This is a genomic window from Nocardia pseudobrasiliensis NBRC 108224 (assembly GCF_001613105.1).
GTDB lineage: Bacteria > Actinomycetota > Actinomycetes > Mycobacteriales > Mycobacteriaceae > Nocardia > Nocardia pseudobrasiliensis.
Genome location: NZ_BDBS01000010.1, coordinates 175142 through 199563 on the forward strand (window position 1 = coordinate 175142; position 24422 = coordinate 199563).

General features: G+C 66.7%; 25 protein-coding genes, 1 pseudogene and 1 riboswitch. Of the genes and pseudogenes, 9 read left to right on the forward strand and 17 right to left on the reverse strand.

Features of this window, described 5'->3' with window-relative positions:
- Position 1: 1 nt before the first annotated feature.
- The 5 genes from NP4_RS11855 to NP4_RS11875 all read right to left on the reverse strand — a co-directional run bounded on the left by NP4_RS11855 (position 2) and on the right by NP4_RS11875 (position 6838).
- The gene (locus NP4_RS11855; RefSeq protein ID WP_067996442.1) at positions 2-1852 is read right to left on the reverse strand and encodes an SCO2524 family protein; all 1851 of its coding nucleotides are present in this window, start codon (positions 1850-1852) and stop codon (positions 2-4) included.
- Positions 1853-2179: 327 nt separating this feature from the next.
- Positions 2180-4237 (reverse strand): acyltransferase family protein, encoded by a 2058-nt coding sequence (locus NP4_RS11860; protein WP_067996446.1) that lies wholly within the window; start codon positions 4235-4237, stop codon positions 2180-2182.
- A gap of 438 nt (positions 4238-4675) precedes the next feature.
- Entirely contained in the window at positions 4676-5065 is a 390-nt protein-coding gene (locus NP4_RS11865; RefSeq protein WP_067996449.1) for a hypothetical protein, read from the reverse strand.
- 68 nt (positions 5066-5133) lie between these two features.
- Complete coding sequence (locus NP4_RS11870; RefSeq protein ID WP_067996452.1) at positions 5134-5958, reverse strand: SAM-dependent methyltransferase; 825 nt, start codon at positions 5956-5958, stop codon at positions 5134-5136.
- A gap of 37 nt (positions 5959-5995) precedes the next feature.
- Positions 5996-6838 carry a helix-turn-helix domain-containing protein gene (locus NP4_RS11875; protein ID WP_245998013.1) on the reverse strand — a complete coding sequence of 281 codons (843 nt, stop codon included), beginning with the start codon at positions 6836-6838 and terminating at the stop codon, positions 5996-5998.
- A gap of 268 nt (positions 6839-7106) precedes the next feature.
- Here NP4_RS11875 and NP4_RS40875 point away from each other — a divergent pair, with 268 nt between their 5' ends.
- Together NP4_RS40875 and NP4_RS11880 are read left to right on the forward strand one after the other, a co-directional pair.
- Positions 7107-7253 (forward strand): hypothetical protein, encoded by a 147-nt coding sequence (locus NP4_RS40875; RefSeq protein ID WP_156524906.1) that lies wholly within the window; start codon positions 7107-7109, stop codon positions 7251-7253.
- 2 nt (positions 7254-7255) lie between these two features.
- On the forward strand, positions 7256-7474 hold the full coding sequence (locus tag NP4_RS11880; protein ID WP_067996457.1) for a hypothetical protein: 219 nt from the start codon (positions 7256-7258) through the stop codon (positions 7472-7474).
- Here NP4_RS11880 and NP4_RS11885 read toward each other — a convergent pair whose 3' ends face one another.
- The 3 genes from NP4_RS11885 to NP4_RS11895 all read right to left on the reverse strand — a co-directional run bounded on the left by NP4_RS11885 (position 7475) and on the right by NP4_RS11895 (position 10462).
- Positions 7475-8746, reverse strand: a complete 1272-nt coding sequence (locus tag NP4_RS11885) for a PucR family transcriptional regulator (RefSeq protein ID WP_067996846.1) — start codon at positions 8744-8746, stop codon at positions 7475-7477.
- Between the two features lie 355 nt (positions 8747-9101).
- Positions 9102-9458, reverse strand: a complete 357-nt coding sequence (locus NP4_RS11890) for a hypothetical protein (protein ID WP_067996460.1) — start codon at positions 9456-9458, stop codon at positions 9102-9104.
- Between the two features lie 104 nt (positions 9459-9562).
- Positions 9563-10462 (reverse strand): alpha/beta hydrolase, encoded by a 900-nt coding sequence (locus tag NP4_RS11895; RefSeq protein WP_245998008.1) that lies wholly within the window; start codon positions 10460-10462, stop codon positions 9563-9565.
- Between the two features lie 356 nt (positions 10463-10818).
- Here NP4_RS11895 and NP4_RS11900 point away from each other — a divergent pair, with 356 nt between their 5' ends.
- A complete protein-coding gene (locus tag NP4_RS11900) occupies positions 10819-11868 on the forward strand; it encodes a hypothetical protein (protein ID WP_067996466.1) in 1050 nt (349 codons plus the stop codon).
- Positions 11869-11904: 36 nt separating this feature from the next.
- Here the strand turns inward: NP4_RS11900 and NP4_RS11905 are convergent, their stop codons facing one another.
- From NP4_RS11905 to NP4_RS11915, 3 genes are all read right to left on the reverse strand, one after another.
- Positions 11905-12693 (reverse strand): SAM-dependent methyltransferase, encoded by a 789-nt coding sequence (locus NP4_RS11905; RefSeq protein WP_067996470.1) that lies wholly within the window; start codon positions 12691-12693, stop codon positions 11905-11907.
- Between the two features lie 111 nt (positions 12694-12804).
- Positions 12805-14106, reverse strand: a complete 1302-nt coding sequence (locus NP4_RS11910; protein ID WP_067996473.1) for a diguanylate cyclase domain-containing protein — start codon at positions 14104-14106, stop codon at positions 12805-12807.
- Positions 14107-14238: 132 nt separating this feature from the next.
- Positions 14239-14829, reverse strand: a complete 591-nt coding sequence (locus NP4_RS11915) for a TetR/AcrR family transcriptional regulator (RefSeq protein ID WP_067996476.1) — start codon at positions 14827-14829, stop codon at positions 14239-14241.
- A gap of 47 nt (positions 14830-14876) precedes the next feature.
- Between NP4_RS11915 and NP4_RS11920 the strand changes: the two are divergent.
- A pseudogene (locus NP4_RS11920) lies at positions 14877-15964 on the forward strand (alkyl sulfatase dimerization domain-containing protein); the annotation flags it as partial.
- A 21-nt stretch (positions 15965-15985) separates the two neighbouring features.
- Here NP4_RS11920 and NP4_RS11925 read toward each other — a convergent pair.
- On the reverse strand, positions 15986-16321 hold the full coding sequence (locus NP4_RS11925) for a histone-like nucleoid-structuring protein Lsr2 (protein ID WP_062502804.1): 336 nt from the start codon (positions 16319-16321) through the stop codon (positions 15986-15988).
- A 326-nt stretch (positions 16322-16647) separates the two neighbouring features.
- Between NP4_RS11925 and NP4_RS11930 the strand changes: the two genes are divergently transcribed.
- Positions 16648-16944: a hypothetical protein gene (locus tag NP4_RS11930; protein ID WP_067996479.1), complete on the forward strand. Its 297-nt coding sequence runs from the start codon at positions 16648-16650 to the stop codon at positions 16942-16944.
- On the opposite strand, the gene NP4_RS11935 is transcribed toward NP4_RS11930, so the two are convergent.
- The 4 genes from NP4_RS11935 to NP4_RS40885 all read right to left on the reverse strand — a co-directional run bounded on the left by NP4_RS11935 (position 16904) and on the right by NP4_RS40885 (position 19662).
- Complete coding sequence (locus tag NP4_RS11935; RefSeq protein WP_373863829.1) at positions 16904-17323, reverse strand: isochorismatase family protein; 420 nt, start codon at positions 17321-17323, stop codon at positions 16904-16906. The two genes, NP4_RS11930 and NP4_RS11935, sit on opposite strands and share 41 nt — an antisense overlap.
- 171 nt (positions 17324-17494) lie before the next feature.
- Positions 17495-17641, reverse strand: a complete 147-nt coding sequence (locus NP4_RS40880; protein ID WP_156524907.1) for a hypothetical protein — start codon at positions 17639-17641, stop codon at positions 17495-17497.
- Between the two features lie 32 nt (positions 17642-17673).
- Positions 17674-19419 (reverse strand): NRAMP family divalent metal transporter, encoded by a 1746-nt coding sequence (locus NP4_RS11940; protein WP_067996483.1) that lies wholly within the window; start codon positions 19417-19419, stop codon positions 17674-17676.
- Positions 19420-19500: 81 nt separating this feature from the next.
- Positions 19501-19662: a hypothetical protein gene (locus NP4_RS40885; RefSeq protein WP_156524908.1), complete on the reverse strand. Its 162-nt coding sequence runs from the start codon at positions 19660-19662 to the stop codon at positions 19501-19503.
- Between the two features lie 275 nt (positions 19663-19937).
- Positions 19938-20106, reverse strand: a riboswitch (M-box (ykoK) riboswitch).
- A gap of 200 nt (positions 20107-20306) precedes the next feature.
- Here NP4_RS40885 and NP4_RS11945 point away from each other — a divergent pair.
- The 3 genes from NP4_RS11945 (at position 20307) to NP4_RS11955 (ending at position 22774) form a co-directional block, all read left to right on the forward strand.
- Positions 20307-21284: a cation diffusion facilitator family transporter gene (locus NP4_RS11945; RefSeq protein ID WP_067996486.1), complete on the forward strand. Its 978-nt coding sequence runs from the start codon at positions 20307-20309 to the stop codon at positions 21282-21284.
- 97 nt (positions 21285-21381) lie between these two features.
- Positions 21382-22320, forward strand: coding sequence for a cytochrome c oxidase assembly protein (locus NP4_RS11950; protein ID WP_082875807.1), 939 nt, complete (start codon positions 21382-21384; stop codon positions 22318-22320).
- A 103-nt stretch (positions 22321-22423) separates the two neighbouring features.
- On the forward strand, positions 22424-22774 hold the full coding sequence (locus tag NP4_RS11955) for a hypothetical protein (RefSeq protein ID WP_067996492.1): 351 nt from the start codon (positions 22424-22426) through the stop codon (positions 22772-22774).
- 7 nt (positions 22775-22781) lie between these two features.
- Here NP4_RS11955 and lexA read toward each other — a convergent pair whose 3' ends face one another.
- Entirely contained in the window at positions 22782-23498 is a 717-nt protein-coding gene (gene lexA / locus NP4_RS11960; protein WP_067996849.1) for a transcriptional repressor LexA, read from the reverse strand.
- A 323-nt stretch (positions 23499-23821) separates the two neighbouring features.
- Between lexA and NP4_RS11965 the strand changes: the two genes are divergently transcribed.
- Positions 23822-24334 (forward strand): LysM peptidoglycan-binding domain-containing protein, encoded by a 513-nt coding sequence (locus NP4_RS11965; protein ID WP_147287982.1) that lies wholly within the window; start codon positions 23822-23824, stop codon positions 24332-24334.
- Positions 24335-24422: the final 88 nt, after the last annotated feature.

Here is a 24422-nt window from a genome sequence, read left to right on the forward strand (position 1 = left end):
CTCATCGCTGGGCGTCCTGCCGGGCGTAGGCCAGCTCGTCGAGCTGGACCAGGGCCTCGGTGGCGAGACTGAACGCGGTGCCCGGTCGCTCGGTGAGCTGGGCGCGGGCGCGATCGAGCGATTGCGCGATCCGATTCAGCGCCGCCCACTTCGGCGACAGGTAGCCGTCGCTGACCAGCAGCCGCTCCTGATTGTGCAGATGTTCTGCCTCGCTGAGCAATTCGACCGCGCGCTGTATCATCGACTGCGGCGCCAACGGTGGCTGTCGATAGGTGTCGTAGGCCACCACCAGACATTCCATCACGCGCTCGGTCATGAACCAGGAGGGCTGTTCGGCCGCGAAACCCGAGGGGCCCAGTACCCCGCTGGTGTCGTCCCACAGGCCCGCGGCCGGGCCGTGCCGCAGCATCCGCTGATCGAGGTGGTCCATGGCCGATTCGGCCAGCGCCATCAGCTGATCGCGGGTGGCGACGTCGGTGCGCAGCCGCGCGGCCTGCAGGGTGCGCTTGAGCATCATCGTCACGAAATCGGGTACGTACCAGAGCAATTGCGGTCCGCCCTCGATTTCCTCACTGCCCGCCAGCCGCAACCGCACGCCCGGATAGTGCAGGGTCGCGGCCGGATCGTGGGTGGTGAGCCGACTGATCACCCGGCCGCGCCGGGCCAGCTGATCGAAGACCGCCACCGTGCGCCCCAGATCGTCGGTGCTCTCGCGCACCACCAGATCCTGAATCAGCATGGCCGCCACGGCGAGTGAGAAGTAGTCCGATTCCTCGCCGTCGGAGGTGCGCCACGGAATGTCCTCGAGCGGCCAGCGTCCGGTGCCGAAGCGGGCAACGGTGGACCAGTACTTCTCGGTCAGCTCGAGGCGCAGCTGCAACGCGTCGGCCAGATAGCGCTGGCCCTCGTCGAGCAGGTCGAGCTCTCGAATGCGCTGGGAGGTCAGATCTCTGATGCCGTCCAGGGCGACCGCGGTGAAGTACAGATAGGGTCGCGGTTCGGCATGTCCGGCGGCCTCGGCGACATGGTTGCGCACCAGTTCGATCGGCTCCGCCTTGCGGAATACTCCCCAGCTCCAACCGCATTCGAACAGTCGCAGATCGTCGGCGACGTCCACCTCGGTGGCCTGTCCGAGCCGAACCTCGTTGGCCGCCTGGACGCGCAGCCGCTCCAGCCGCGCCGACAGAGCCGCGATGAGATCCTCGTCGGAGCCGCCCGCCTGGTTGATCATATGCAGAATGGTTTGCCCGGCATCGGATTTCGGCTCCGGGGTGTGAATCACGAAGCTGCGCACCAGCCCTGTCATCGCCGCCGTGAGCCGGGTGCGGATGCCTCGTTCGACCGCATCGATGCGCGGTTCGAGTTCCCTTGCCTCGCGGCGCACCTCACCGGAGACGAAGCGCCGGAACCCGCGCAGGAAGCGCAGCGAGGCGATACACAGGCTCAGCGACATCGAATACGAGTCCACGACCTCGATGTCGAGCTGTGCCTCGGTGGGCCGGGCATCGTCCTCGGCCCGCAGATAGCCGCGCGCGCCGAACTGTGGTTCGCCCTGCTCGGAGGTGTAGCGGGCCAGATACTCCTCGATCAATCCGACCAGCGCCCCGCCGATGCGGGTGCGTTCCCCGAAGGCGGTCAGCGCCTGTTCCACGTCGGTGGCCATGTCGTCGGGGCGGTCCAGTGCGAACGCCTCGATTTCGGTGGCTGGATACAGCAGGCACAGCAGCTGTTCGGCGTCGCTGATGGAATTGGCGCCGTCGCGGCCGCCCCAATTCCACCGGCCGCCGCGATAGCAGCTGTCCATCATGGCCCGCCACAGATCCAGCAGTTGTTGTCGTGGCCGAATCCTCATCGGTTCTTTCCTTGCCCCCTGCATTCGGCGCTCGCCGAATGTGGCACCTAAAGTGTGCCCCTTGTACGGCGCCTCTGCCAGCAAGTTTGCCATCCCCACAAGGTCGTTCGGGCCGCGAAGGCCACTGTGGCCGGAATGTGATTTCTTCGTGGCCCGATCTCGAGGTTTGTTGGCCAGAAATGGACTCTCAGCACACCGGAACTTCGCCGACGCGTAGCCGGGAATGTGCTCGAACGGTAATCGAACCTTACGGTTTGGACTCCGAATGCAATTTCATCATGTAATTGCATCGCGGCCACCTTTCGACCGTTTCTACCGAATGGTGAATTACCACCAGCGCAGGATCGGCCGCAGGCGACGCTCCAATTCCGGCGCCAGCGTGCGCGAGTAGGTCGCGGTGAGGTGGTGTTCGTCGTGGTAGACCAGCACATTGCCGATCACCACCGGACAGACGTCGCGATCGCAGAAGGCGTCGGTGACATCGATCGGGAAGACGTTGGGGAAGGCCACCGCGCGCGTGGCGGCCGGATCGACCGGCGCGAGCGCGTCGGCGCGGCGCATACCGCAGCCCGCCGCGGTGCCGCCGTCTGCCAGGCAGTCGATGGCGCGGTAGCGAATGCCGTTGCGCCGCAACCACGGAGTATCGCGCATCGCCACCACATTGAGTCCGCGCTGCGACAGCGCCGACCAGACATCGAGATAGTCGTCGGGCGTCTCGTCGCCGCCCTGATCGGCCGGCCGGGTGCCGGTGGTGAACACCCAGTCCGGCCGTTCGTGACCGAGCAGTTCGATCACCTCGCGCGACCAGTCGCGGCAGTCCGGATTGGCCTCGCCCTTGTATCCGGCGTCGTCGGACAGGGTGAGCGGGCAGCCCATCTTCAGATGGACCAGCAGCTTGAAATGATGCCGCTCGGCGAGGATCTGCAGGGCCGGCATCCAGTGTTCGGCATGGGAATTGCCGACCACGGCCAGGGTGCGGGTCGCGGAGGTGTCGCCGTAGGCGCAGGTGACGACCGCGCGGGTGTCCCAATCGGCGATACAGCCGTCGCGGGTCGGCGGCGGCAGTTCGGCCTGGGCGTCGTAGACCGTCGGCCGCATCGGTGCGGGCGGGGTGGGCAGACCGTCGGTGAACGCCTGGGCGCCCGGATACTCCAGCAGATCCAGATCCGCCTCGGCGCGTGGGGGATTGGCGTGCAGCACCGCCTGCCAGCCGACGACCGAGGCGATGATCGCGATGCCGGTGGTGGTGACGAAGGCGCCAAGCGCGCGGCGGTACCGGATCGCGGAACGCCGGATGACCGTCTCGCGCAGCGGCTGCTCGACCAGCCGGTGGGTGAGCAGCGCCAGTGCCAGTGAGATCGCGAAAACCGCTGTCCCGACCACGATTCCGGCTCGGGGCAGGCGGAGCTCGTTGAGGGCGAGGATGAGAATCGGCCAGTGCCACAGATACAGGGCGTAGGCGAGTTCGCCGAGCAGGACCGGGCCCGCGGCGGCCAGCAGTCGATTGGGGACGGGCAGCTGTTCGGGCTCGGCGTTCGCACCGGCCACGATCAGCGCGACGGTCGCGGCGACGGGCAGCAGCGCCGCCGGTCCCGGGAATTGATGCACCCCGTCGACGATCCAGCCGCACAGCAGGACCGCGGTCAGTCCGGCCGCGGCCAGGATCGCTCGCAGCGCGCGCGACGGGGTCAGATACGGCGCGATCAGCGCCAGGCCCGCGCCGGTGAGCAGTTCCCACGCGCGCGCGGCGCTGTCGTAGTAGTTCCAGCCCTGCTGGGTCGAAACGCCATGGGCGGCATAGCCGAACGAGGTCGCCGCGGCGGCCACGATCACCGCGGCCAGTAGCGGCCGGACCGCGCTGGGCTGGCGCAGCCATCGGCACAGCGCGGCCGTCGCCGCGATCAGCAGCAGCGCCGCGAGGTAGTACTGTCCCTGCACCGACATCGACCACAGATGCTGCAGCGGGCTCACCGACGGATCGGCCGCCAGATAATCGCTCCAGGACAGGGCCAGCTGCCAGTTCTGGTAGTACAGCAGCGAAGCCAGCGTCTGGCGCGCGATATCGGCCCACTGCGTGACCGGCCGCAGCAGCAGCGTGGCGACCGCGACCGCCGCCAGCACCACGACCAGCGCGGGCAGCAGTCGGCGCGCGAGCCGCCGTAGCGTGGCCCACACCGCGACCGTCTCGGTGCGGCGCAGCAGCGATCCGGTGAAGAAGAAGCCCGACAGCACCAGAAAGACGTCCACGCCCCCCGAGACCCGCCCGACCCAGAGGTGGAACACCACGACCAGAGCGATGGCGAGGCCGCGCAACCCGTCCAGATCGCGACGGTAGCCGCCGGTCCGCGCGCCGGCGGCCGCGATCGTCGCCGTAAAGGTGGTCATCGTGCCGCGATCACCCGTGGGCGGCGGCAGGTGTGGTCGACCGAAACGGAAACGATGAGTTGCTGCGGCACGACATCTCTCTATCACGCACCCGGCGATTCCGGCCCATCGACGCCCCGTCGCTCCGGCATATCCGGCCCCTTCTCCGACCTCGGCAGCCGCCCTATCCTTCCCAGCGGCTGCCCCCTATCCTTCCCAGCAGCTGCCCCTGGTCTTTTCCGGCGGCTGCCCCTGGCCTTTTCCCGGCAGCTGTCCCTGGCCTTTTCCCGGCAGCTGTCCCTAACCTCTCCCGGCGTGTTCTTCGCCGGGACCTGTGACGATGGCCAATCCGGGCACCGCCACGTCGGTGAAATTCACCGAATGTCTGCGGGTAAACCTCCCCCCGGCTTAAAGTTGTTGACCGACAACGTTGTTGGTCGATCGTGGGATCCGGGCGCCTCAGGCGCGGTCGAACTCGCGATTGCGCACCCCGTCGTGGAAGGCGTCGAGTTCGGCCTGATCGAAGATCAGCTCGACCTCCGGCACGGGTTGCGCTGTGACAGCTCGAAACACATACATACCGTCGGCGCGATGGGCGACCGTCAGCGAGGAGGCATCGGTCCGGCCCTCCCGCACGCCGACCTGATAGGCGTCGAACTGCTCGTCGGTGAACAGTAGGAGTTCATCGGCGGGCAGAACGCTGGCAGGGGTGATGCGATCGGAGGCGCGCTTGTCGTCCCACACCGCGGTCCAACCATCCTTCCGTGCGATTCGCACACAGTTCTGGTTGGGCGAGCTGGCATGTGCCTTGCGGAATTCGGCCGCGGTGAAGGTCGGTAGCAGCGTCATTGATGTTGCCTTTCTACGGAGTAAAGCCCAGGCGCGCGGGGATGGACGCCCACGCGCCTGCGTGTCGCCTATGGCTTGTAGCCGACGGCGGCGAAATTACACGGCCGTGCCGGATCCTGGGAATCCACCGATTCGGTGGGCCGCCAGTCCGGTGCGTGCACCAGGCCGGGCTCGACCAGCTCGAAACCGTCGAAGAAGGCGGCGAATTCGTCGCGAGTGCGGTTGACCACCGGATCGGAGGTCTGTTTGTACAGCTCGGTGAGCGCCAGTATCCGCTCCTTGACCTCCGGCGAGGCCTCCCACAGCGAGGCGTGACTCATGGCGACATAGCTGCCGGCGGGTAGCCGGTCGCGCAATTGAGCCATGAGCTCATACGGGCGATCGCTGTCGGGCACGAACGGCCAGACGCTGATGATGAGCAGGCCGACGGGCCGGTCGAAGTCGAGTAACCGGCGGGTATCGGCATGTCCGAGGATGAGATCCGGGCAGCGCAGATCGGCCTCGATGATCGCCGTCGAGTCCAGGGCGTCCTGCCGGTCGAGCAGTTCGTGCGCGCGGGTGACGGCCTCGAGATCGTTGTCGACGTAGACCACCCGGGTATCCGGCGCCGCCAGCCGGGCCACCTCGTGGGTGTTGCCGACGGTGGGTAATCCGGAGCCGATGTCGAGGAACTGCCGGATGCCCTGCGCGACCATGAATTTCGTCGCCCGCTGCAAAAAGCCGCGGTTGTGATGGGCCCACACGTCGGCGTACGGGAAGATCTGGAAGATCTGCTCCCCGAACACCTTGTCGACGTCGAATACGGCCTCGCCGGACAGGTAGTAGTGATACATGCGCGCCGCCGACGGGCGGCCGGCATCGATCTCGCGCGACTGAAAGCCGTTGTCGCTCATTCCCCTTGCCCCTTCTACATGCGATGAACGGGTGAACTCACCCCGCGGTGAACGTCTTGCGGCGCACCGAGCGCGCGACGTGTTCGACGAAGGCCCGCGAATCCTCGGCGCTCAGCGCCGCGGCCGACAATCGCGACCACACCGTCTCGCGCGCGGTGACGGCCGGCTTGTCGTCGATGTAGCGAATATCGCCCTGGCTCTCCACGATGGCCATGTCCAGATCGCCGGCCGCGCCGGGGGAGGGCACGCGCACCAGCGTGAACCGATCCTCCATTCCCGCGCCGTGCGTGGTGACCGTGAACGGCAGGACCTGGATCATGATGTTGCCGCGCCGAGACAGCGTGAGCAGATGCTGCAGCTGTTCGAGCATGACAGCGCGGCCGCCGTATTCGCGGCGCAGGCAGGATTCGGACAGGATCGCGCGGAACTGTGGCGCGGTCGACTTGGTCAGGATCTCCTGGCGGGCCAGCCGCGCCCGCACCGAATCCTCCACGGCCTGTTCGGCATCCGGATCGTCGGGATGTTCGGGTTCGTGCAGGGCGCGGATATAGGACTCGCACTGCAGCAGGCCGGGCATGATCTCGGCCTCGGTGATCCGCAGCAGGCTGGCGTAATCCTCGAGATCGACCAGCAGGCGCAGATCCTCGAGATAGGCCCGGCGGTATCCGGTGTTCCAGAAACCGCGCTTGTGATTGTCGCGGCGCAACTCCTCGAGGGTCTCGAGGTAACCGGGATCGGTGAAGCCCAGCTGGATGGCCAGTCGCTCGAGGTCGCCGACGGTGATCGAGCTGGCGCCGGTGATGAGCATCGCGATGCGGCTCTGGCTGGTGTCAATTATCTTGGCAGCTTCGCTCTGACTGACGCCGGCGGCGGTGATCATATGCTCGATCTCGCGGCCTAACAAAAGTTTTCGCGCCGTGCGCAGTCGCGTACCCATGGTGAGCGGCGGACCGCCCTCCGGCCGGTGCCGCCTGAACCCCCTTCTGCCCCAACCTCTTTCGCTCGCGTGATAATCACGCTAGCATTTATCACGTCCAGAATATCACAATTTCAGATGTTCAGCGGGTCGGTGGGGAGCCTTCGCGACGTCTGGTGGGAGGGGAGTCGAGATGACGACTGCCATGCGAATGTGTTCCGCGCCTTGCCATTTGGGTGATGTGCAACATTGTGACGGTCCCGACGGTCCACTGACCGAGGCGGTCGCGCGCCGGATACTCGTTGCGGAGCACGCCTTCTCGTGCACGCGCTGGGTCGCCGCGGCCGCGTACCTGTCGGCGGGCCTGGACGACGATTGACGATGGCGCCGGAGGAAGTCGTGACCGGATTCCAGTCCTCGATCTGGCCGATCGGCTGGCCACACGAGGCGCCGGAGCACCCGCTGTCGGTGAGTGAGGCCCATCTGACCATGCAGCGCCACCGCGGCTGTCTGCGCGAGGAGTGTCCGCGCAAACAATCCGCGTATCAGGCGCTGGTGGAGGCCGGGCGGATCAGACCCGACTCCAGCCGAGCCCGCTGATCAGCCGCGATAGGTCCGCGCGACGAGTGCGGACCGCAGGTACCACAGTCCGCTGGCCTGGGTCGGATCGAAGCCGGTGAGCTGGCCGATGCGCTTGAGCCGGTAGTCCACGGTATTGGTGTGCACATGCAGCAGCCGGGCCGTGCGCTGCCGGTTGAGATTGTGGGCGATATGGGTCTGCAGCGTCTCGAGCAGTTCCGGATGCGCGTCGAGCGGATCGAGCAGTGAACCCAGGTATTCACGGCCGGGGCCGGGCCGGGTCAGCTGATACTCGAGGGCCAGATCGTCGAAGCGGTAGAGCCCGGGCTCGGACTGCAGCCGGCTCACCATGTCGAGCAGTTCGTGGGCCTGATCGGCGGCGGTCGGAATGGCCTCGGCCGCGGCGGTGAGCACCGTGGCGGTGATCGGCACGCGGGCCGCGCGCGAGAGCCGCGCGATCAACTCGTCGAGATCCTCCTCGGCGAAGCGGTCGGCCGGAATCAGCAGTGTGCCGCCGTCGACACTGAGCAGCGACAGCGCCGATTCGCCGCAGTGCGTGGCCAATTCGGCCTGCACCCGGCGAAGTTTGCGCCGCGCCACCACCTTCGTGTCGAGCATCGGATTGGCCTCCTCCGGATGCGACGCGACGGCCAGCGCGAGTACGCGGTACTGCTCGGCCACCTCGATTCCGCATTCGCGGGCCATGGTGGAGGTCGGATGCCCGCCCAGCAGTGCCGAGGTGAGCGTGTGCACGGCCGTGTGATGTTCGCTGACCACCGCGCGCAGCTCGCGCACATAGGCCATCGACACCGCCGAGGTCATGGTGTCGAGCATCTCCACCACGAGTTTGGCGCCGCCGAGCAGATTCTCGTAGTCGGCGAGGCTGAGGCTGAGCATGGTGTCGTGCGCGCTCGAACCGGCCGCGCGGTGCCGATCCGCGGCGTGGCTGACCACCAGATCGAAGCCGATCTTGAAGCCCTCGTGGATGGCGTGGTGAATGGTGTCGATCGGTACGCCCTCGCGCGCCCAGCCGGCCGCGGCCTCGGACAGTCGTTGGGTCTTCTCCGGGATGTCCTTACCGTCGAGCATGCTGACGGCCAGCTCGAGGCAGATCCGGGTGATCGTGGTGACGTCACCGTGGATGGCCTCCCCGGGTAACGTGCCGCAGGGCGCGACATTCTCCACGAAATGGCCGACCATCTGCCGCGACAGTGCCCAGACATCCTGCAGTGCGGTCGACATGGGGCGTCCCGAAACCGTCAGGCCGGGTCGGTCCGGAGTGGCAACGGACATGTCCACACCTTCCTTCGGATTTCGTGTCAACGTAACCGTCTCGAGACGGGCGGGTGTCGGTTTCGGTCATCGATCGTGACAGTTCGGTAGCCGCCGGACGGACGGTTTGGTGAGCTTTCACAACGAACCCTCGCAAACCGACCGGCCGCCCATCCGCGGGCCGCGCCGTGCCGAATCACAGTTCAGAACGGCCAGATCCGTACTCGCGGAAAAGATCCCAAAAGGAAGGATTAGTGATGATCCCGCATTTCATCGAGGACCTGATGTGCGCAGTCTCGGATTTCCTCGGTAGGTTGCTCGTTCCCTGACGGGTGCGGCGGCCGGATTCGGCGATGACGCGTACCGGATCCGGCCGTCAGACCGGGCGCAGCGGCGGACGGCCGGTGGGGAATTCGTCGTCCTCGTCCTCGTTCTCGTCGTCGTAATCGAGCAGGGATTCGGCCTCGCGATCGAATTCGGCGTCGTCGACCCGGAACTCCTCTGCGGCGCTACGGATTTCGGCCATCTCGAAATCGGTGTAGCGGCCGAGCACCTGGACGGTGCGCTCATCGATGCCCCGATTGAGCGCCTCGGCGGCGGCGATCAGCTTCTGATCGACGATGTCCTTGTAGGTCGGATCGTCGGTGGTCAGCTGCTGTAACATCGTCTGCCAGCGCGACAGCCGGCCCAGATAGGCCAGGCCCGAGTTCTCCTCCAGTGATTCGCGAGCCACAACCGACTCCTTCTCCAGACAACCTTCTCGACCACGGTACCCCCGCAGCACGGTCGGCCGGATGGATAACGAGCCTTTCTCAGCTGCGAGGATGCCGTTTCGGGCTATTTGACGTAGTTGTTCATCCAGTCGATCACCGCGGCCTGGTAATCGCGGGTGTTGCGGGCGAGATTGAGCGCGTGACCGCTACCGGGCAGCACATAGGCCTGCAACTTCGCGGCAGGGGAGAAGAACTTCGCCTCCTCGGCGCGCAGCGTCTCGGAATCGGCACAGACCGAATAGTTCGGACCGCAGGCGAGCCGATCCTTGCCGCCGTTGGTGATGAGCACCGGCGCGGTGATGAAACTCGACATGCCCGGCAGGGTGGAGGTGAGACCGTCGGGATACTCCGACAGCGAGAACATCTCCTTGTTCCGCTCGTCGAGCGCGAGCACCTGCGGATCCACGTCCTCGGGATCGAAGAAGTCGTGCAGCCGAGTGCCGGGCCGACTGACCAGATAGCCGGAATCCGCTGTGCGCCCACCGACTACGGGATCGTTGACCGCCTGATAGTAGGTCGAGATCACGCCGATCGTCTCTGGGATGTTCAGCGCGTGCGAGTAGCCGGTGAGGATCACCCCGTCGACATCGTGATTGGCCGAGGACTCGATGACCGAGGTGCCCGAGGTGAGCGAATGGCCGACGATGACGACCTTCGAGAACGCCGGCGCGCCCGCCAATCCGCCACGCAGCGACTGGACGATCTGATGCAGGGCGTTGGCGGTGGCGGTCGCCGTGAGCGACAGGGCCGGGGGATGGGTGCTGTCGCCGTTGCCGAGCCGATCGACGATCAGGGTGGCGAAGCCCGCGGCATTCATGGCCCGGCGGAAATTGTAGGTCTCCGGCTGATATTGGAAGTCCCAATAGGTGCCGTTGTAGTTGGAGCCCGACATCAGCACCATCACGGTGTCGGACGGTCCGCTCGAGGGCTGGCACAGGGTGGAGGCGAGCTGACCCTGCGGCACGGGGTAGAAGAAGGAATGACAATCGCCGCCTGTTTGCGTTGACGTGTCATCTGCCCGGGCGACCCCCGGAGCGAAACAGAGCAATGCTGCCGCCGCGGCTGCGGCGAAGTTCTTGACCGAGGTTCGCACGCGATGCGCTCCCATGGGTGAGATCCGAAAAACGCCTGTCCGACATCCGTATTCAGGTATCAGTCACGCAGGCTATAGCTCCGGGTGGCGGACACGCAAGGCTTGGGCAAACACGCCGTAGCGGATTGTTTCTTTTTCGTACCCGTTGACACGCTTGGCGACTGGGTAGAGTGTGCCTCCGGGCCACTATGGTGTGATCACCCGACATGAGAGGAAAGTCCACGACGATGCGCGACACCGCCAGGCGGGCTGTACATTTCGTGGGCAGTTTCCCGGCTACCGATACCGAGGACGCCATGCGCGCCATGCTGTCCGGTGCGGGCGCTCGGTTGTGCACCCTGGCGACCGGCGAGGTGCGGCGGTACGAGACCTATCTTCAGGTCATCATCGCCGATCTGGTGGCGCAGGGCATCCTCGAGGTCCGTTCGCAGGGCAGCTGGGAAACCAGTAGCGAACGCACCCTGTACCGGGTCGCCCCCGGCGCCGAATTGACCGGCGATGCAATGAATCTCGGATATCTCGACGAGGCGCGCGAGGCGCTGCCGATCTATCGACGGCTGCGCGCGGAGCAGGATCGGCCGGATCTGTTGCTGCAGATCGGCATGCCGACGGATTTCACGCTGGCGTTCATCGCCCTCGGCGCGCGCGGTGTGCGCAGGTATCGGCGAGCGTTCGCCGATGCGATGACACGCGATATCGCCGCCATCCGGGAGTTGGCGGGCGACGATGTCGTCTTTCAATTGGAGGCCACCGCCGAAATGGTGGCGCTGTCGAAGGTTCCATCGCTGCAGCGGGCGGTCGAGTTCGCATTCGGGCTGGGAAGGGGAATGGCCGCGGTGGCCGCCGCGTCACCGCTGGGCACGCGTTTCGGCGTGCATCTGTGTGTGGGCAGTATGAACAACAAGGCGCGCGCGATTCTCCCGAATGCCAAGCCGCTGGTCACGCTGGCGAATTCTGTTGTGCGGCACTGGCCCGCGGATCGGCCGCTGGAATTCGTACACGGACCGCTGGCCGCAGGGGATATTCCGCCGTCGCCGGATCCGCATTTCTATACTCCGCTACGCGATTTGGCGCTCGGTCCGGACACCGCGTTCTACGCGGGCATCGTCCACGAGGATCCGACCGAGGAGGAGCAGATTCATCTGCTACATCTGGCCGAGCAGGGGCTCGGGCGGCGTGCCGACGGAGTGGCCAGTGCGTGCGGACTGGGCCGCAGACCGCGTCCGATCGCCGATGAGCTGGTGGCACGGGCCGCGCGACTGGCCGACGCGCCGTAGGACCGCCCAAATCGCCTGATACGGACAGCGGTTCGGCTACGGCTTACGGACCACGCCGGACAGGATTCGCAGCAGCGTCGGCGGCAGATCCCCGCCGAGCCATTCCTGAATGGTCACCACGCCCGGCGGCAGAATGTCGAATCCGTCCAGGAGCGTGACCATCTCGGCCGCGGAGCGGAAATAGAACTGGGCCGTGGTGCCGACGGTATCGCGGCGCGCCTGGTCCATGAAGCCGGCATCGCTGTCGGCGGAGCCCTGGGTGAAGGCCAGAAAGCTGCCCGGCGCCATGGCTTCCCGGAATCGGGTGAGTATCTCGTCCGGACCCTCGTCGTCCATGATGAAATGCAATACGCCGACGAGCAGAATCGCGACCGGTTGGTCGAAGTCGACGACCTTCTCGGCGCGCAACCGCTCGACGAGATCAGGCTGACGCACGTCGGCCAGCACCGGGCGCACACCCGGTATTCCCGACAGCATGGCATTGGCGTGCGCGTAGACCACCGGGTCGTAATCGACCGAGAGCACCCGGGCGCTCGAATCGACCTTCTGCGCCACCTCGTGCACGGCCGGGGAGGTCGGAATGCCCGCGCCCAGATCGATGAATTGCCGTACGCCCGCGTCGAGAGCCATCTCGACGCCGCGAATCAGGAATTGGCGACTGAACCAGGCGAGGGTGCGATTGTCCGGCGCGGTGGCGAGCATTCGCTGCGCGACCATGCGGTCCGCCTCGTAGTTGTCCTTACCGCCCAGTAAATAGTCGTACACCCGAGCTGCGTTCGGTTTGGACGGATCGACGCCCTCCGGCGCACGCCTGACCTCCGACACCGCACCTCCCTCGCCATCATCGACAATCGTACAAGCCGCAGCGGTCCCGGAACGGAAAACTCGTGATCGCGTTACCGCATTCGTAAACGATTGCGGGACTTGGTGTCACAGTCAAGTCGAACCGGGAAACGCGGCCGCCGTGACATCGATGCCGTGCAACACCCAGCGGTTCGGCCCGGCGGCCTTGGCGCGGTAGAGCCCGGCGTCGGCGGCATCGAGCAACCGCTCGGCATCGGCATTGGCAACGGGGGTGACCACCGCGCCGATGCACGCGGTGACGCGCAGCAGATGATCGTCGACGGCAATGGGTTCCGACAGCGCGCCGAGCATCGTCTCGACGATTCCCGCCACCCGCACCGAATCGCAGGGCGGGGCGAACAGCACCACGAATTCGTCACCGCCGACCCGGGCCAGCATGGCGCCCAGGGAATGTGCGGCCAGGCGATTGGACACGGCGGTGAGCAGTCGATCCCCGACGCCGTGGCCATAGGTGTCGTTGATCGTCTTGAAACCGTCCAGATCCACGAAACCCAGACCGACCCGATCGCCCGGTTCGGCCTCGGCGATGATGCGGGCCAGGGTGTCGACCAGATGGCGTCGATTGGGCAGGCCCGTCAGTGGATCGTGGCGGGCCTGGCGGTGCAATTCGGCCTGCAGGGCCCGGCGCTGGGTGGTGTCCTCGCCGACAACGAGCAGATAGGCGGCGCGCCCGCCCGTCTCGGGGACCAGGGTGATGGCCCACGCCGCCCAGCCGCCGCTGCCGTCGGGTCGTCGATAGCGCACCTCGAGTCGGACGGTGCCCGAACCCGCGGACAATAATTCGCCGAAGACCCGCGATTGCATCTGATGGCGGTCGTCGGGGTGAACCAGTTCGGAGACCGGTCGTCCGCGCAGTCGTTGAACGGGCACCCCGAGCATCGCGGCCAGGGTGGGGTTGACATCGACCACCCGGCCCCGGGTGTCACCGATACCGATGGCGACGGCGGCATTGTCGAACATCACCCGGAACCGGATCTCCGCCGCGTGCCGGGCGTCGGCCATCGCGGTGTGCAGCATCTCCTGATCGCGGGCGCGGGCGGTCAGCAGCGTCTCGGTGTATCCGCGCGCCAGTTCGCCGAAGACCGCGACCATGCGATCGCCGTGCGGCGCAACGAGTTCGGTGAGTGGAGTGAGCGCGTGTGCGGAGCGGGTGAGGACCTGCGGATCGGTCAGATTCGCCTTGACCAGCTCGGCGCCCACATCGGCGGCATCGGCCGGATCGAACGGTTCGGTCGTCGCCGCGGCGACCAATCGCTCGACCAACTGATTGAGCAACCGGTCGAGCTCGCGCAGCGACATCGGAACGAAGCCGGTCTCGGCGACCGAGATTCGCCATTGTCGAGCCAGTGCCGCGATATCGCTCTTGCGTGTCATGCAATCCCACCCCCGCCCAGATTCGACCACCATTGCGCGAATTGCGGGATCGGCGTTCCGCCGAACCAGAGCACCAGGCTACCGCGCCGGGCGATTTGTTTCGCGGCGGCATGCTTCCGGATGGTGCGATCGTCACCGATTCGAGGCCTGCAGCAAGACGTTCACCGCCCGGGTCACCGCGGCCGAGGCGGCGGGGGCCGACAGTCCGCGCCGCTCGATCAGATGATGGCGATACGGCCAGCTCAGCGTGGTGTCGAGGAGGTCGAGCAACTGTTCGTCGCGGCCGTCGGGGCCCGTCAGCTCCGGGGCGAACAGCCGCCCGATCCGGTCGCGGACGCGAGCGTCGGTCAGCCGCATCCGTTCGTCGACGGCCGAATTCGACTGTGATTCCAGCAGTCCCAGCAGACGCGGGCGGCACTGCAGGGCGTAGACGGCCTCGCTCTGGCCGACCGCGGCCGCGACGCGCTCGGCGAGCGACCGCCGCGGGTTCGCCTGGGCAAGTACCGATTCCACGTGATCGGACTGCTGTTCGGTGGCCGCGCGCAGCAGCTCCTCACGGGTGGGGAAGTGGACGAAGACGCTGCGCTCGGAGACCCCGGCCGCGGCGGCCAGGGATTTGGTGGTGGGCGCGAAGTCGCCGTCGTGTAGCGCCGCCAGCAGGGCCGCCACGATCGCGCGCCGGGTCTGCTCCGGATTGCGCCGGCGGCGCGGAGTCTCGGTCACGGTGTCGGCATGAGCGACACGCAGGACGATGCGGCCGCGCCGCGGCGCGTGACCTGTGTATGGCCGAGAACGCCACCCACACCATGCACAATCCGCTCACCCGCGCGGCGCGCTGGTCCGCGATCCGCATGTGTGGGCGACCTATCTCACCGATGCCGTCAATCGCTATGCGCGCCGGGCGGATCTGGTGTTCTCCTCGCATCACTGGCCGGTGTGGGGGACCGACCGAATCGTGGAATACCTGCCCCTGCAACGGGATCTGTACGCGTATCTGCACGATCAGACACTGCGCCTGCTGAATCGGGGATATGTCGGCGCCGAGATCGCCGAGGAGTTGAGGCTGCCGCCCGCGCTCACCGAAAAGTGGTTCACGCACGGCTATTACGGTTCGGTCAGCCATAACGTGAAAGCGATCTATCAACGCTACATGGGCTGGTTCGACGGGAATCCGGCACATCTGTGGGAGCATCCGCCGGTGGCGTCGGCGCAGCGGCACGCGACGGCGATGGGCGGCGTCGACGAGGTGGTGCGCAAGACGCAGACGGCCTATGACGCAGGTGATTTCCGCTGGGCGGCACGACTGCTGAACTACGCGATATTCGCCGAGCCCGGCCATACCGCGGCGAAGCGGTTGCAGGCGAGCGTATTCGAACAACTCGGCTACGGCAGCGAGAATGCCACCTGGCGCAACTTCTATCTGTCCAGCGCCCGCGAACTGCGCGACGGGCCGTTCGGCACGCCGACCGGATCGGAGTCGGGTTCGCTGCTGGGCGCGTTGACCGTGACACAGGCCTTCGACGCGATATCACTGCGCATCGACGGCCCCAAGGCATGGGACGTCCGCATGATCACCGATTGGCGATTCATCGATGAGGGTGATCGAGTGCATCGCGTGGAATTGCGCAACGGGGTTCTGATCCACTACGACCGCGCGGCCGATGACGGCCTGCCCGCCCCGGACGCCACGATCACCCTGACTTGCCCGGTCCTGCTCGGCACGGTGCTGGCCGGGCGCGATGTGCCCGGGGCCGTGGCCCGCGGTGAGTTGCGGGTCGTGGGCAATGCCGCGGTGCTGGCGGCATTGCCCTCACTGCTGGACAAACCCGATCCGAACTTCGCGATCGTCACGCCGTGAGGGCGGCGCCGCGAAATCGTATTACTTGTTGGCTTTGTGATACGCCGAGACGACCTCGGAGGAAATTCGGCCGCGCGCCGACACGTTGAAGCCGTGTTTCTTGGCCCATTCTCGGATGGCTACGGTCTGCTCGCGGTCGGCCGCGGTCTTGGGCCGGGTGGTCGTGCCGGCCTTGAGCCGGCCCACCTTGCGGGCCTTATCCGTCCAGGGCTCGAGGGCGCCCCGGAGCTTACCGGCATTCAGCGTGGACAGATCGATTTCATAGGCAACGCCATCGATCGAGAACTGTACGGTCTCGTCCGCTTTGGACTTCCCGTCGTAATCGTCGACAAGCGTGACGGTGACCTTCTTGGCCATGAGCTAGCCCCTTCGCAAGGACATGGATCAACTGGGATTCTCCATACCGTACCGCAACGTTCGCGCATACAGCGAATCCGACGCAATTTCGGCGTTTCCGGTGCGGAATGTCGAAAGGTGAAAACAATCGGCGTCCGCAACAATTCCGATATGTGATTGCTCGCCGTGCGCGGGGGCGGCCGTGGACGTCCTCGGGTGGAATCGGACCGATCGGACGCCAGACCTGTGTTTGCCGTCACAAACCCTTCCGATCCGACCGGTAAGTCGCGACCATCGAACCAATGGTTTGCTGATTATTCGCTGGTCGGGGGATCGGAGAATTGATCATGACAATCGAGCGACCCCCGCTACGCGTCGCCCCGCCGCCGGAATTGGGGGCGGCGGCCGGTCCACTGGGCACTCCGGCCGCCGCGTTGGGTCTACTGCTGTTGGTCGCGGCGATGATCGCGCTGCCGCAGCTTCCGGTATGGGCCCGTGAATACGACGGCGTGCTGGTCTATCTGGCTTTCGTATTGCATACCGTCCTCGCGGGTGCGCTGTTCTGGTGGGGAATAGACACCGCCGCCGCGCATCGCGCTCGGCTCAGTCGCGCGCGGCGAGCAGCGCCAGAATCTCCTCGGTAGTGGCGGTTTCGCCGAGTAGCGGAAAGATCTTGGTAATGCTGTGCCGATGGGAATCGGCGTCGCGGTCGGCCATCGCGTCGGTCGCCAACGTCACGTGATAGCCGTGTTCGTGCGCGGCGCGGGCGGTGGATTCGACGCCGATGCTGGTCGCGATGCCGCCGAGCACGATGGCGGTCACGCCGCGCCGGCGCAATCGCACATCCAGGTCGGTGCCGTGGAACGCACCCCACTGGCGTTTGGTCACCACGATGTCGGTGGGCGCGATCTCGAGTTCGGCGACCAATTCGTCCCAGCCCTGTGGCCGAGTCGCCGTCCCGGTCCCGACCTCGGTGCGGCCGGGCGGCGCGTCCGTGCCGTCTGCGGCGAACGACACCCGCACCGGTGCCACCGGCAGTCCGCCGCGCGGAAGGCGCGGGCCAGTTCGGCACCGCGCGACACCACCTCGGCGGCGGTATGCGGCACGGTCCGCATGGCGGTGACGCCGCGCTGTAGATCGATCAGGACCAGGGCGGTACGGGGGTCGAGGGTGGTGGCGGGCATGACTACCTCTCTACGGTTCGAGCAGCCGGTGCAGCAGCGGAATCGCCGCGATCAGCGAATCCTGCTCGGCCGGGGTCAATTTCGTGACCATCGCGCGGGTCAGCCAATCCTCCTTGGCCGTGCGCGCGGCGTGCAGCAGCCGTCGGCAAACTTGCAAGTTTGCCTGTCTTGTTTGCGTGGAGCAGCAGGTCAACCCGTGATCGACTGGAAGATCTTCACCCCGACCAGAATTACCGCGATGGCCAGATAACCCCGCAGCGCGATCATTCCGGCCATCCGCAGCGGCGAGAAGGCCGGACGGGCCAGCGTGTCCAGCGCGGGAGTGCGCCAGCAGTCGCGGTCCTGCTCGCGGATCGTGCGCCGTTCGGCCCGCGACAGCGGCGTCGATTCCAGCTCCTCGACCTGATCGGGATCCAGGCCGCCCAACTCGGCCGCGGTGCGCTCGGTCGCGCGACGTTCGGCCCGGTTCCTGGTCAGCGTGAGCGCCACGCCGCCGAGCAGCCCGACCAGCGCGCCGACGAGGAAGAACAGTCGCAAACTGGCCGTGGACAATTCGGGGAAGAACGTCGCCGCGGTGAGTGCCAGCGACAGCAGCACCAGTGACCACACGATCACGCCCGCCACGATGTTCTGCCGCGTCGTATTCACCCACGGCCCGAGCACTGCCCTGTCGTTGCACAGCAGCACCAGGAATACCGTCGCCGACGGCAGCAGCACTCCGGCCAGCGCCTGTACGCCCTGGGTGAGCAGACCCAGCACATGATCGGGGCTGAACGACACCGCGGCCGCGGCGGCCAGCAACAGCGCGTAACCGATATAGAACACCGGCGCCTCGCCGATCTTCCAGTGCAGCGAGTGCCGCTTGCCCAGGGTGTCGCCGAGGGCATAGGTGGTGGCCAGGCCCACCGCGTTCGCGCCGATCAGCGACGCGTCCAGCAGCAGGATCGCGAACAGCGCGCCGACGGTCGGGCCGAGGTGCTCGTGCAGGGCATGGGCTACCGCGCCCGCATCGGTGAAATTCCCCGCCGCGGCGGTACCCGCCAGTCCGAACGCCGCGGCTGCCATGATCGCCACCGCGCCGAGCATCACCACGACGATGCCCAGCCACAGATCGATGCGCTCGTAGCGGATCCAGCGCGGGGTGATCCGCTTGTCGACGATATTGGACTGCTGGAAGAACAGCTGCCAGGGCGCGACGGTGGTGCCGACGACCGCGACGATCAGGAGCAGCAGGGTGGAATTCAGCCCGCCCGGGAACGACGGAATCAGACCCCGCGCCGACTCGGAGACGCTGGGATGTACCAGATAGGCCAGCGGGAACATCACGATATTGATGGCGATGAGCGCGAACAGGAATCGTTCCCAGCGGCGGAACGATCCACCCGCGACGACCGCGAACAGCAGTACCGCCGCCAGCGGCACCGAAATCGACTTGGGCAGTCCGAAATAGCCGAGCGCCATGGCCACGCCGATGAATTCGGTGACGATGGTCAACGCGTTGACCAGGAACAAATCCCCGACGCTGAACGCGCCCCAGAATTTGCCGAACCGGGCGAAGATCAGCCGCGCGTGACCGACGCCCGCGACGGCTCCCAGCCGCACGACCATTTCCTGATTGACGTAGAGCACCGGAATCAGCAGTAGCAACGTCCAGAGCAGGGCCATGCCGTAGTTCTGACCGGCCTGCGCGTAGGTGGCGACGCCGCCCGCGTCATTGTCGCCGACCATGACGATCAGGCCGGGCCCGATCACGGCCAGCAGCATTCGGAATCGCTGCCAACGGCTGCGGCCGGTCAGGGTGTCGTCGCGGCCGATCGTGCCCAGCGCGCCGACGATATCGCCGATATGGGCGCTGTCCATGACCGCGCCGGTCGGCGCCTCGGTGGTGACGGTGGAGGTGTTGCGGCGCGCGGCGCCGCCGGAGAAGAAGGCCATGGCCGTTCTCCCTTTCGACTTCATCAGGTTGGTGCGTGAAAAAGGGTTGCGGCACAGGCGAATATGCGCCGCTTCGAAGACCTACCGGTGGTAGGGATGGGCGCCCAGCGAGGCGCTGACGACCGCCAGCGGGGTCTGCGCGGCGCGCAGGTTGTGCCGCTCCTGCGGGGTCAGGTGGTAGCGCGCCCGGACGCGGCGGGCGGCAGTCATCAGGGACAGGCGGGGGAAGGTGGTGAAGGTCATGACGGACTCCTCGAAGGGGGAAATCCAGCCGTCACAACGGTTTTCGCGCACGCCGAAATACGCGGAGATACGGTCTGCGCGGATGTCAGGCTGCGGGAAGCTCGCGGCAGGCTGGTAACGGAACAGAATGTCGACCCGGACTCGGATACGGACTATCGCCGGATTTCATCTCGTCCCTCACCTCCTTGCCGCCGTGACGCACGCGCGCGTCGTCGAATCCGAACATCAGAACCTGCGCGACGATGCCGAGGGATTGCGCCCGCCGAACCGCGGGACCCGCACCCCTCTCGTCAGAGCTTCGGCACTGCACGACGTATCCCGACTGGGAAGCCACTTCGGATCACCCCTTAATCCGGGAAGATCTGTCCTAACCCTGGGCGTCTCTCGACGTCGTCGGATCAGTGGCCTGTGTTCGTACAGGAGCCTCGCCTAGCGAGGTGCTGACTGGGCAATGGTGGACCCACTCGCGGCGAGAAGTCAAGTCGAACCCGCCGGGTGGCGAAAAGCCCTGCGGGGTAAGTCGTTTCGAGAGCGATGCGATCGCGCGCGGCTGTGGCGCAGGTCACGATGTCCAGTCGCCTTGCATACATAGTGATGTGTGCATATGATCGCGATCGGGCCGAACGACCGAAAGGGGACACCGCATGGGTGCCGGACACGCGCACTCCCATCAGCACGCACACGCCACGCCCGACAGTGACCGACGATGGCTCGCCGGGGCGCTGGCGGTGATCGTGGTCTTCCTGCTCGGCGAGGTAACCGTCGGTGTGCTGGCCGGTTCACTGGCGCTGCTGTCGGATGCCGCGCACATGCTCACCGACGCCGCCTCGATCGTGCTCGCGCTGGGGGCGATTCGATTGGCCGCACGCCCGGCCGCCGGGCGGATGACCTTCGGCTGGAAGCGGGTGGAGATCCTGTCCGCGCAGGCCAACGGGCTCACGCTGCTACTGCTGGCGGCCTGGCTGTGCTACGAGGCGATCCGGCGGCTGATCAATCCGCCGGAGGTCACCGGCGGGCTGGTGTTGATCACCGCACTGGTCGGCGTCGCGGTGAATGTGCTTGCCACCTGGATGATTTCGAAGGCCAACCGGAGCAGTCTCAATGTCGAGGGCGCCTATCAGCACATCCTCAACGATCTGTTCGCGTTCATCGCCACCGCCGTCGCCGGTGTGATCATCCTGCTCACCGGCTTCGAACGCGCCGACGCCATCGCGACGCTGGTGGTCGTCGCCCTCATGGTCAAGGCCGGTGTGGAACTGGTGCGCGCGTCGAGCCGTATCTTCCTCGAGGCCGCGCCCGCCGATCTGGATCCGACCGAGATCGGTCAGGCCATGGCCGCCCGCGACGGCGTGGTCGAGGTGCACGACCTGCACATCTGGGAGATCACCTCGGGTTCGCCCGCGCTCTCGGCACACGTCCTGGTCGATCCCGGTCGGGACTGCCACGCGGTGCGACACGACCTCGCGCACTGGCTGGATGACGAGCATCACATCGAACACGCCACGCTGCAGGTCGACCACGCCCTGCCGGAGCTGCTCGAGATCGGCGGCGGGGCCGATACGCACTGCGAGGACTCGCACGGACCCAGTCATCGCGCCCAGAATGTCGGGCACGCGCGCTGACGCCGTCCCGCCCGAAATATCCCATCTGCGAAAAATGCCCGCCGACCTGGGCTGACCCGGGTCGGCGGGAGCGTGGATACTGATCGCCGTGGCATGGATCGACACACCGCTGACACTGGGGTCGATCGTGACCTCGTGGCGGTGGGACGCCGCGACGATCGTGATCACCGCCGCCCTGGCCGCCGGATATCAGGCCGCCCGCATGCGCGGGCGCCCAGCCGAGGCGCCCGCCGGACGCGCGGTCGCATTCCTCGGACTCGGACTGGGCGTCTGGCTGCTCACCGGGATCAGCGTGGTCGGCGTGTACTCCGACACGCTGTTCTGGGTGCGGGCGCTGCAGACCTTGCTGCTGCTGTACGTGGTCCCGTTCGGCCTGGCCACCGGCCGCCCGGTCACCGTCATCCGCGCCGCGCTCGGCCCGTCCGGGCGGGCGCGACTGGACCGGGCGCTGACCTCACCGCTCGCGCGAGCGCTGACCTATCCGCTCGTGCCCTCGGTGGCCGTACTCGCCGCGCCGTGGCTGCTGTTCCTGACGCCGTGGTACGAATTGGTGCTGCGCCACGGCGCGATCGACGCGCTGACCCGAATACTGTTGGTGGCCATCGGTTTCCTGTACTTCTACTCCCGCCTACAGACCGACCCCGTGCCGCAGCGGTTCAATCAGTCGATCTCGCTGCTGATCACGGTCTTCGAATCCATGGCCGACGGTGTCCTTGGCCTGGTCCTCTGGTTCGGCCCCCTGGTCGCGACCGACTACTACGCCGAGATCGGCCGAACCTGGGGCCCCGACCAACGGTTGGACCAAACCATCGCCGCCGGAGTCATCTGGGTTCTCGGCGATGTCCTCGGCCTGCCGTACCTGCTGGCCCTGATGCGCTCCTGGGCCTTCGACGAGCGCCGCCGCGCTGCCGAGGTGGACGCCGAACTCGATGCGGCCGAACAGATTCCGCCCGCGACCCCTGTTGTCACCGAAGAACCGGTGAGCGGCCTGTGGTGGGAAAACGACCCCCAACTACGCGCCCGCTTCCATCGCTGACCTCGCCGATCCCGTCGCGCCGAACAGAGTCGTTCATCCGCGGTACCGAAACACGTAGATTCGATTCACACAATCCTCACGGTTGCGGGGGCACGATAGGCGGATGACTTCTCAGCGTCCGCTCGTACTGCGCGTCGGCCTGATCTTCGGCGCGACGGCCGGGCTGCTGACCGCTGCCGCCGGGCCGGCCCAGGCGACTCCATGGGTCACCTACAGTGCCGGGGCCACCATCGCCGCGCACGTCTTCGGTGAAAAACCCGGCTATCACTGCCAAATCGCGGCCCGGCACATCAGCGGCCCGTGGGCGGCGGTGAACGCCGCGGGTGAGGTCGTGCTGGATTCCGGGCCGGTGGCAGGCGGCCGGCACGTGGTGCGCGTCATCTGCGAGAACCGCAAGCGCGGCGACGCCACCACGCACCTGGTCGGCCGCGGCACCGAAGTGTTCACGGCCTGAGGCCGTCTCAGATCTTGCGGATAACCGTGACGACCTTGCCGAGGACCTGCGCGTCGTTACCCGGAATCGGTTCGAACAGCGGGTTGTGCGGCAGCAGCCAGACATCGGAACCCGTGCGCTTGAATGTCTTCACCGTCGCCTCGCCCTCGATCATCGCCGCGACGATATCGCCGTTCTCGGCGACGTTCTGCTGACGCACGACCACCCAGTCGCCGTCGCAGATGGCCGCATCGATCATCGACTGACCGACGACCTTGAGCAGGAACAGCGAACCCTCGCCGACCAATTCGCGCGGCAGCGGGAACACATCCTCCACGGCCTGCTCGGCCAGGATCGGACCACCGGCGGCGATCCGGCCCAGCACCGGCACATAGGTGGGAATCGGCTGATCGCCGGAGTCGTCCCCGGAATCGACCGCGCGCAGGCTGGTGACCGGCGCGACCGCGCGCACCGCCGTCTCGTCCAGGCCGCGCACGTCGACCGCGCGCGGGCGGTTCGGGTCGCGGCGCAGATAGCCCTTGCGCTCGAGCGCGCGCAGCTGATGGGCGACCGAGGAGGTGGAGGTCAGGCCGACCGCATCGCCGATCTCGCGGATGCTGGGCGGATAGCCGCGTTCGCTCACCGAGCTGCGGATGACCTCGAGCACCTTGCGCTGTCGGGCGGTGAGATCCGCACCGGCAGCGGGGGATTCGACACCGTCGGATTCGGTGACAGGGTCGGCCAGGTCGTCGTGTCCGCCCACCGTTCGTTCGTTCACGGTCGCCGTCCTCCGTTCATGGGGGTGTTCGGTCCTCCTCGCGCCGCGCGGGCGACGCCCGCGGGGTGCTCGTCTGTGGTCTCACCGGATTGCGTGTCTCGACAGTAGCCCGCCCGCGACCAGGTTTCAAACATCTGTTCGACGCATGTCTCGCAAAGCCGTGACTTTGTCGGTGCCGCGTGGTAAAAATCGAACACCAGTTCTTCGAACACATGATCGAAACAGCGATTTTCGGCTCACCGGATCAACCACACACAGTCCCGCCCACTCGTCTCCTGGAGGTCTGTCCGATGCGCACCCCGATCAGCGAATTCGTCTCCGCCGATACCGATCTCGGCTTCGATTCGGTGCCGCGTGTCCGCCGGTCGCCCGCCGTGGCTCCGGCCTGTGCCGGGCTGGGCAACCGCCGCCCCCGCGGCGCCCGGCCCGCGGCCGCCGTCGTGCGCTACGAGCGCATGCGCGTGCGGGCCGTGGCGGGGGAGCGCGATCGCGGACCACATCCCAGCGAGCGAGTGGAACGGGCTCGCATCGGTTTCGCGACCCTGGCGGTCACCGCGCTGGTCAGTGCGGTGGTCGTCTGCGGTCTGGTCGGCGTATCCCAATTGCGTTCGGCCGAAACCGGTCCCGGGCCGACCACTGTCGTGCAGGTGCGCGCGGGTGAATCGCTGTCGGAGGTGGCCGCGCGGGTCGCGCCCGACGCCCCGGTTCGCGACACCGTGCACAAGATCGTGGAACTGAACGGATTGCGCGGCGCCGAGGTGGCGACGGGCCGCACCCTGATCGTGCCCGCGCACGACCGCTGAATTCGATAGGGCCGCGCGGCCATCGGGCGTGGCCGAATTTCGACATCCGCCTACTGCAACCTGTTGCTACTGTGCTCGACACGTGACC

Coding starts and splice junctions, on each gene's coding strand:
- NP4_RS11955 (WP_067996492.1), top strand. CDS start 22,424: ATGACTTCTCAGCGTCCGCTCGTACTGCGCGTCGGCCTGATCTTCGGC.
- NP4_RS11925 (WP_062502804.1), bottom strand. CDS start 16,321: ATGGCCAAGAAGGTCACCGTCACGCTTGTCGACGATTACGACGGGAAG.
- NP4_RS40885 (WP_156524908.1), bottom strand. CDS start 19,662: ATGACCTTCACCACCTTCCCCCGCCTGTCCCTGATGACTGCCGCCCGC.
- NP4_RS11880 (WP_067996457.1), top strand. CDS start 7,256: ATGGCGCCGGAGGAAGTCGTGACCGGATTCCAGTCCTCGATCTGGCCG.
- NP4_RS11900 (WP_067996466.1), top strand. CDS start 10,819: ATGCGCGACACCGCCAGGCGGGCTGTACATTTCGTGGGCAGTTTCCCG.
- NP4_RS11965 (WP_147287982.1), top strand. CDS start 23,822: ATGCGCACCCCGATCAGCGAATTCGTCTCCGCCGATACCGATCTCGGC.
- NP4_RS11930 (WP_067996479.1), top strand. CDS start 16,648: ATGACAATCGAGCGACCCCCGCTACGCGTCGCCCCGCCGCCGGAATTG.
- NP4_RS11860 (WP_067996446.1), bottom strand. CDS start 4,237: ATGACCACCTTTACGGCGACGATCGCGGCCGCCGGCGCGCGGACCGGC.
- NP4_RS11865 (WP_067996449.1), bottom strand. CDS start 5,065: ATGACGCTGCTACCGACCTTCACCGCGGCCGAATTCCGCAAGGCACAT.
- NP4_RS11945 (WP_067996486.1), top strand. CDS start 20,307: ATGGGTGCCGGACACGCGCACTCCCATCAGCACGCACACGCCACGCCC.
- NP4_RS11940 (WP_067996483.1), bottom strand. CDS start 19,419: ATGGCCTTCTTCTCCGGCGGCGCCGCGCGCCGCAACACCTCCACCGTC.
- NP4_RS11910 (WP_067996473.1), bottom strand. CDS start 14,106: ATGACACGCAAGAGCGATATCGCGGCACTGGCTCGACAATGGCGAATC.
- NP4_RS11870 (WP_067996452.1), bottom strand. CDS start 5,958: ATGAGCGACAACGGCTTTCAGTCGCGCGAGATCGATGCCGGCCGCCCG.
- NP4_RS11855 (WP_067996442.1), bottom strand. CDS start 1,852: ATGAGGATTCGGCCACGACAACAACTGCTGGATCTGTGGCGGGCCATG.
- NP4_RS11885 (WP_067996846.1), bottom strand. CDS start 8,746: ATGTCCGTTGCCACTCCGGACCGACCCGGCCTGACGGTTTCGGGACGC.
- NP4_RS11875 (WP_245998013.1), bottom strand. CDS start 6,838: ATGATCACCGCCGCCGGCGTCAGTCAGAGCGAAGCTGCCAAGATAATT.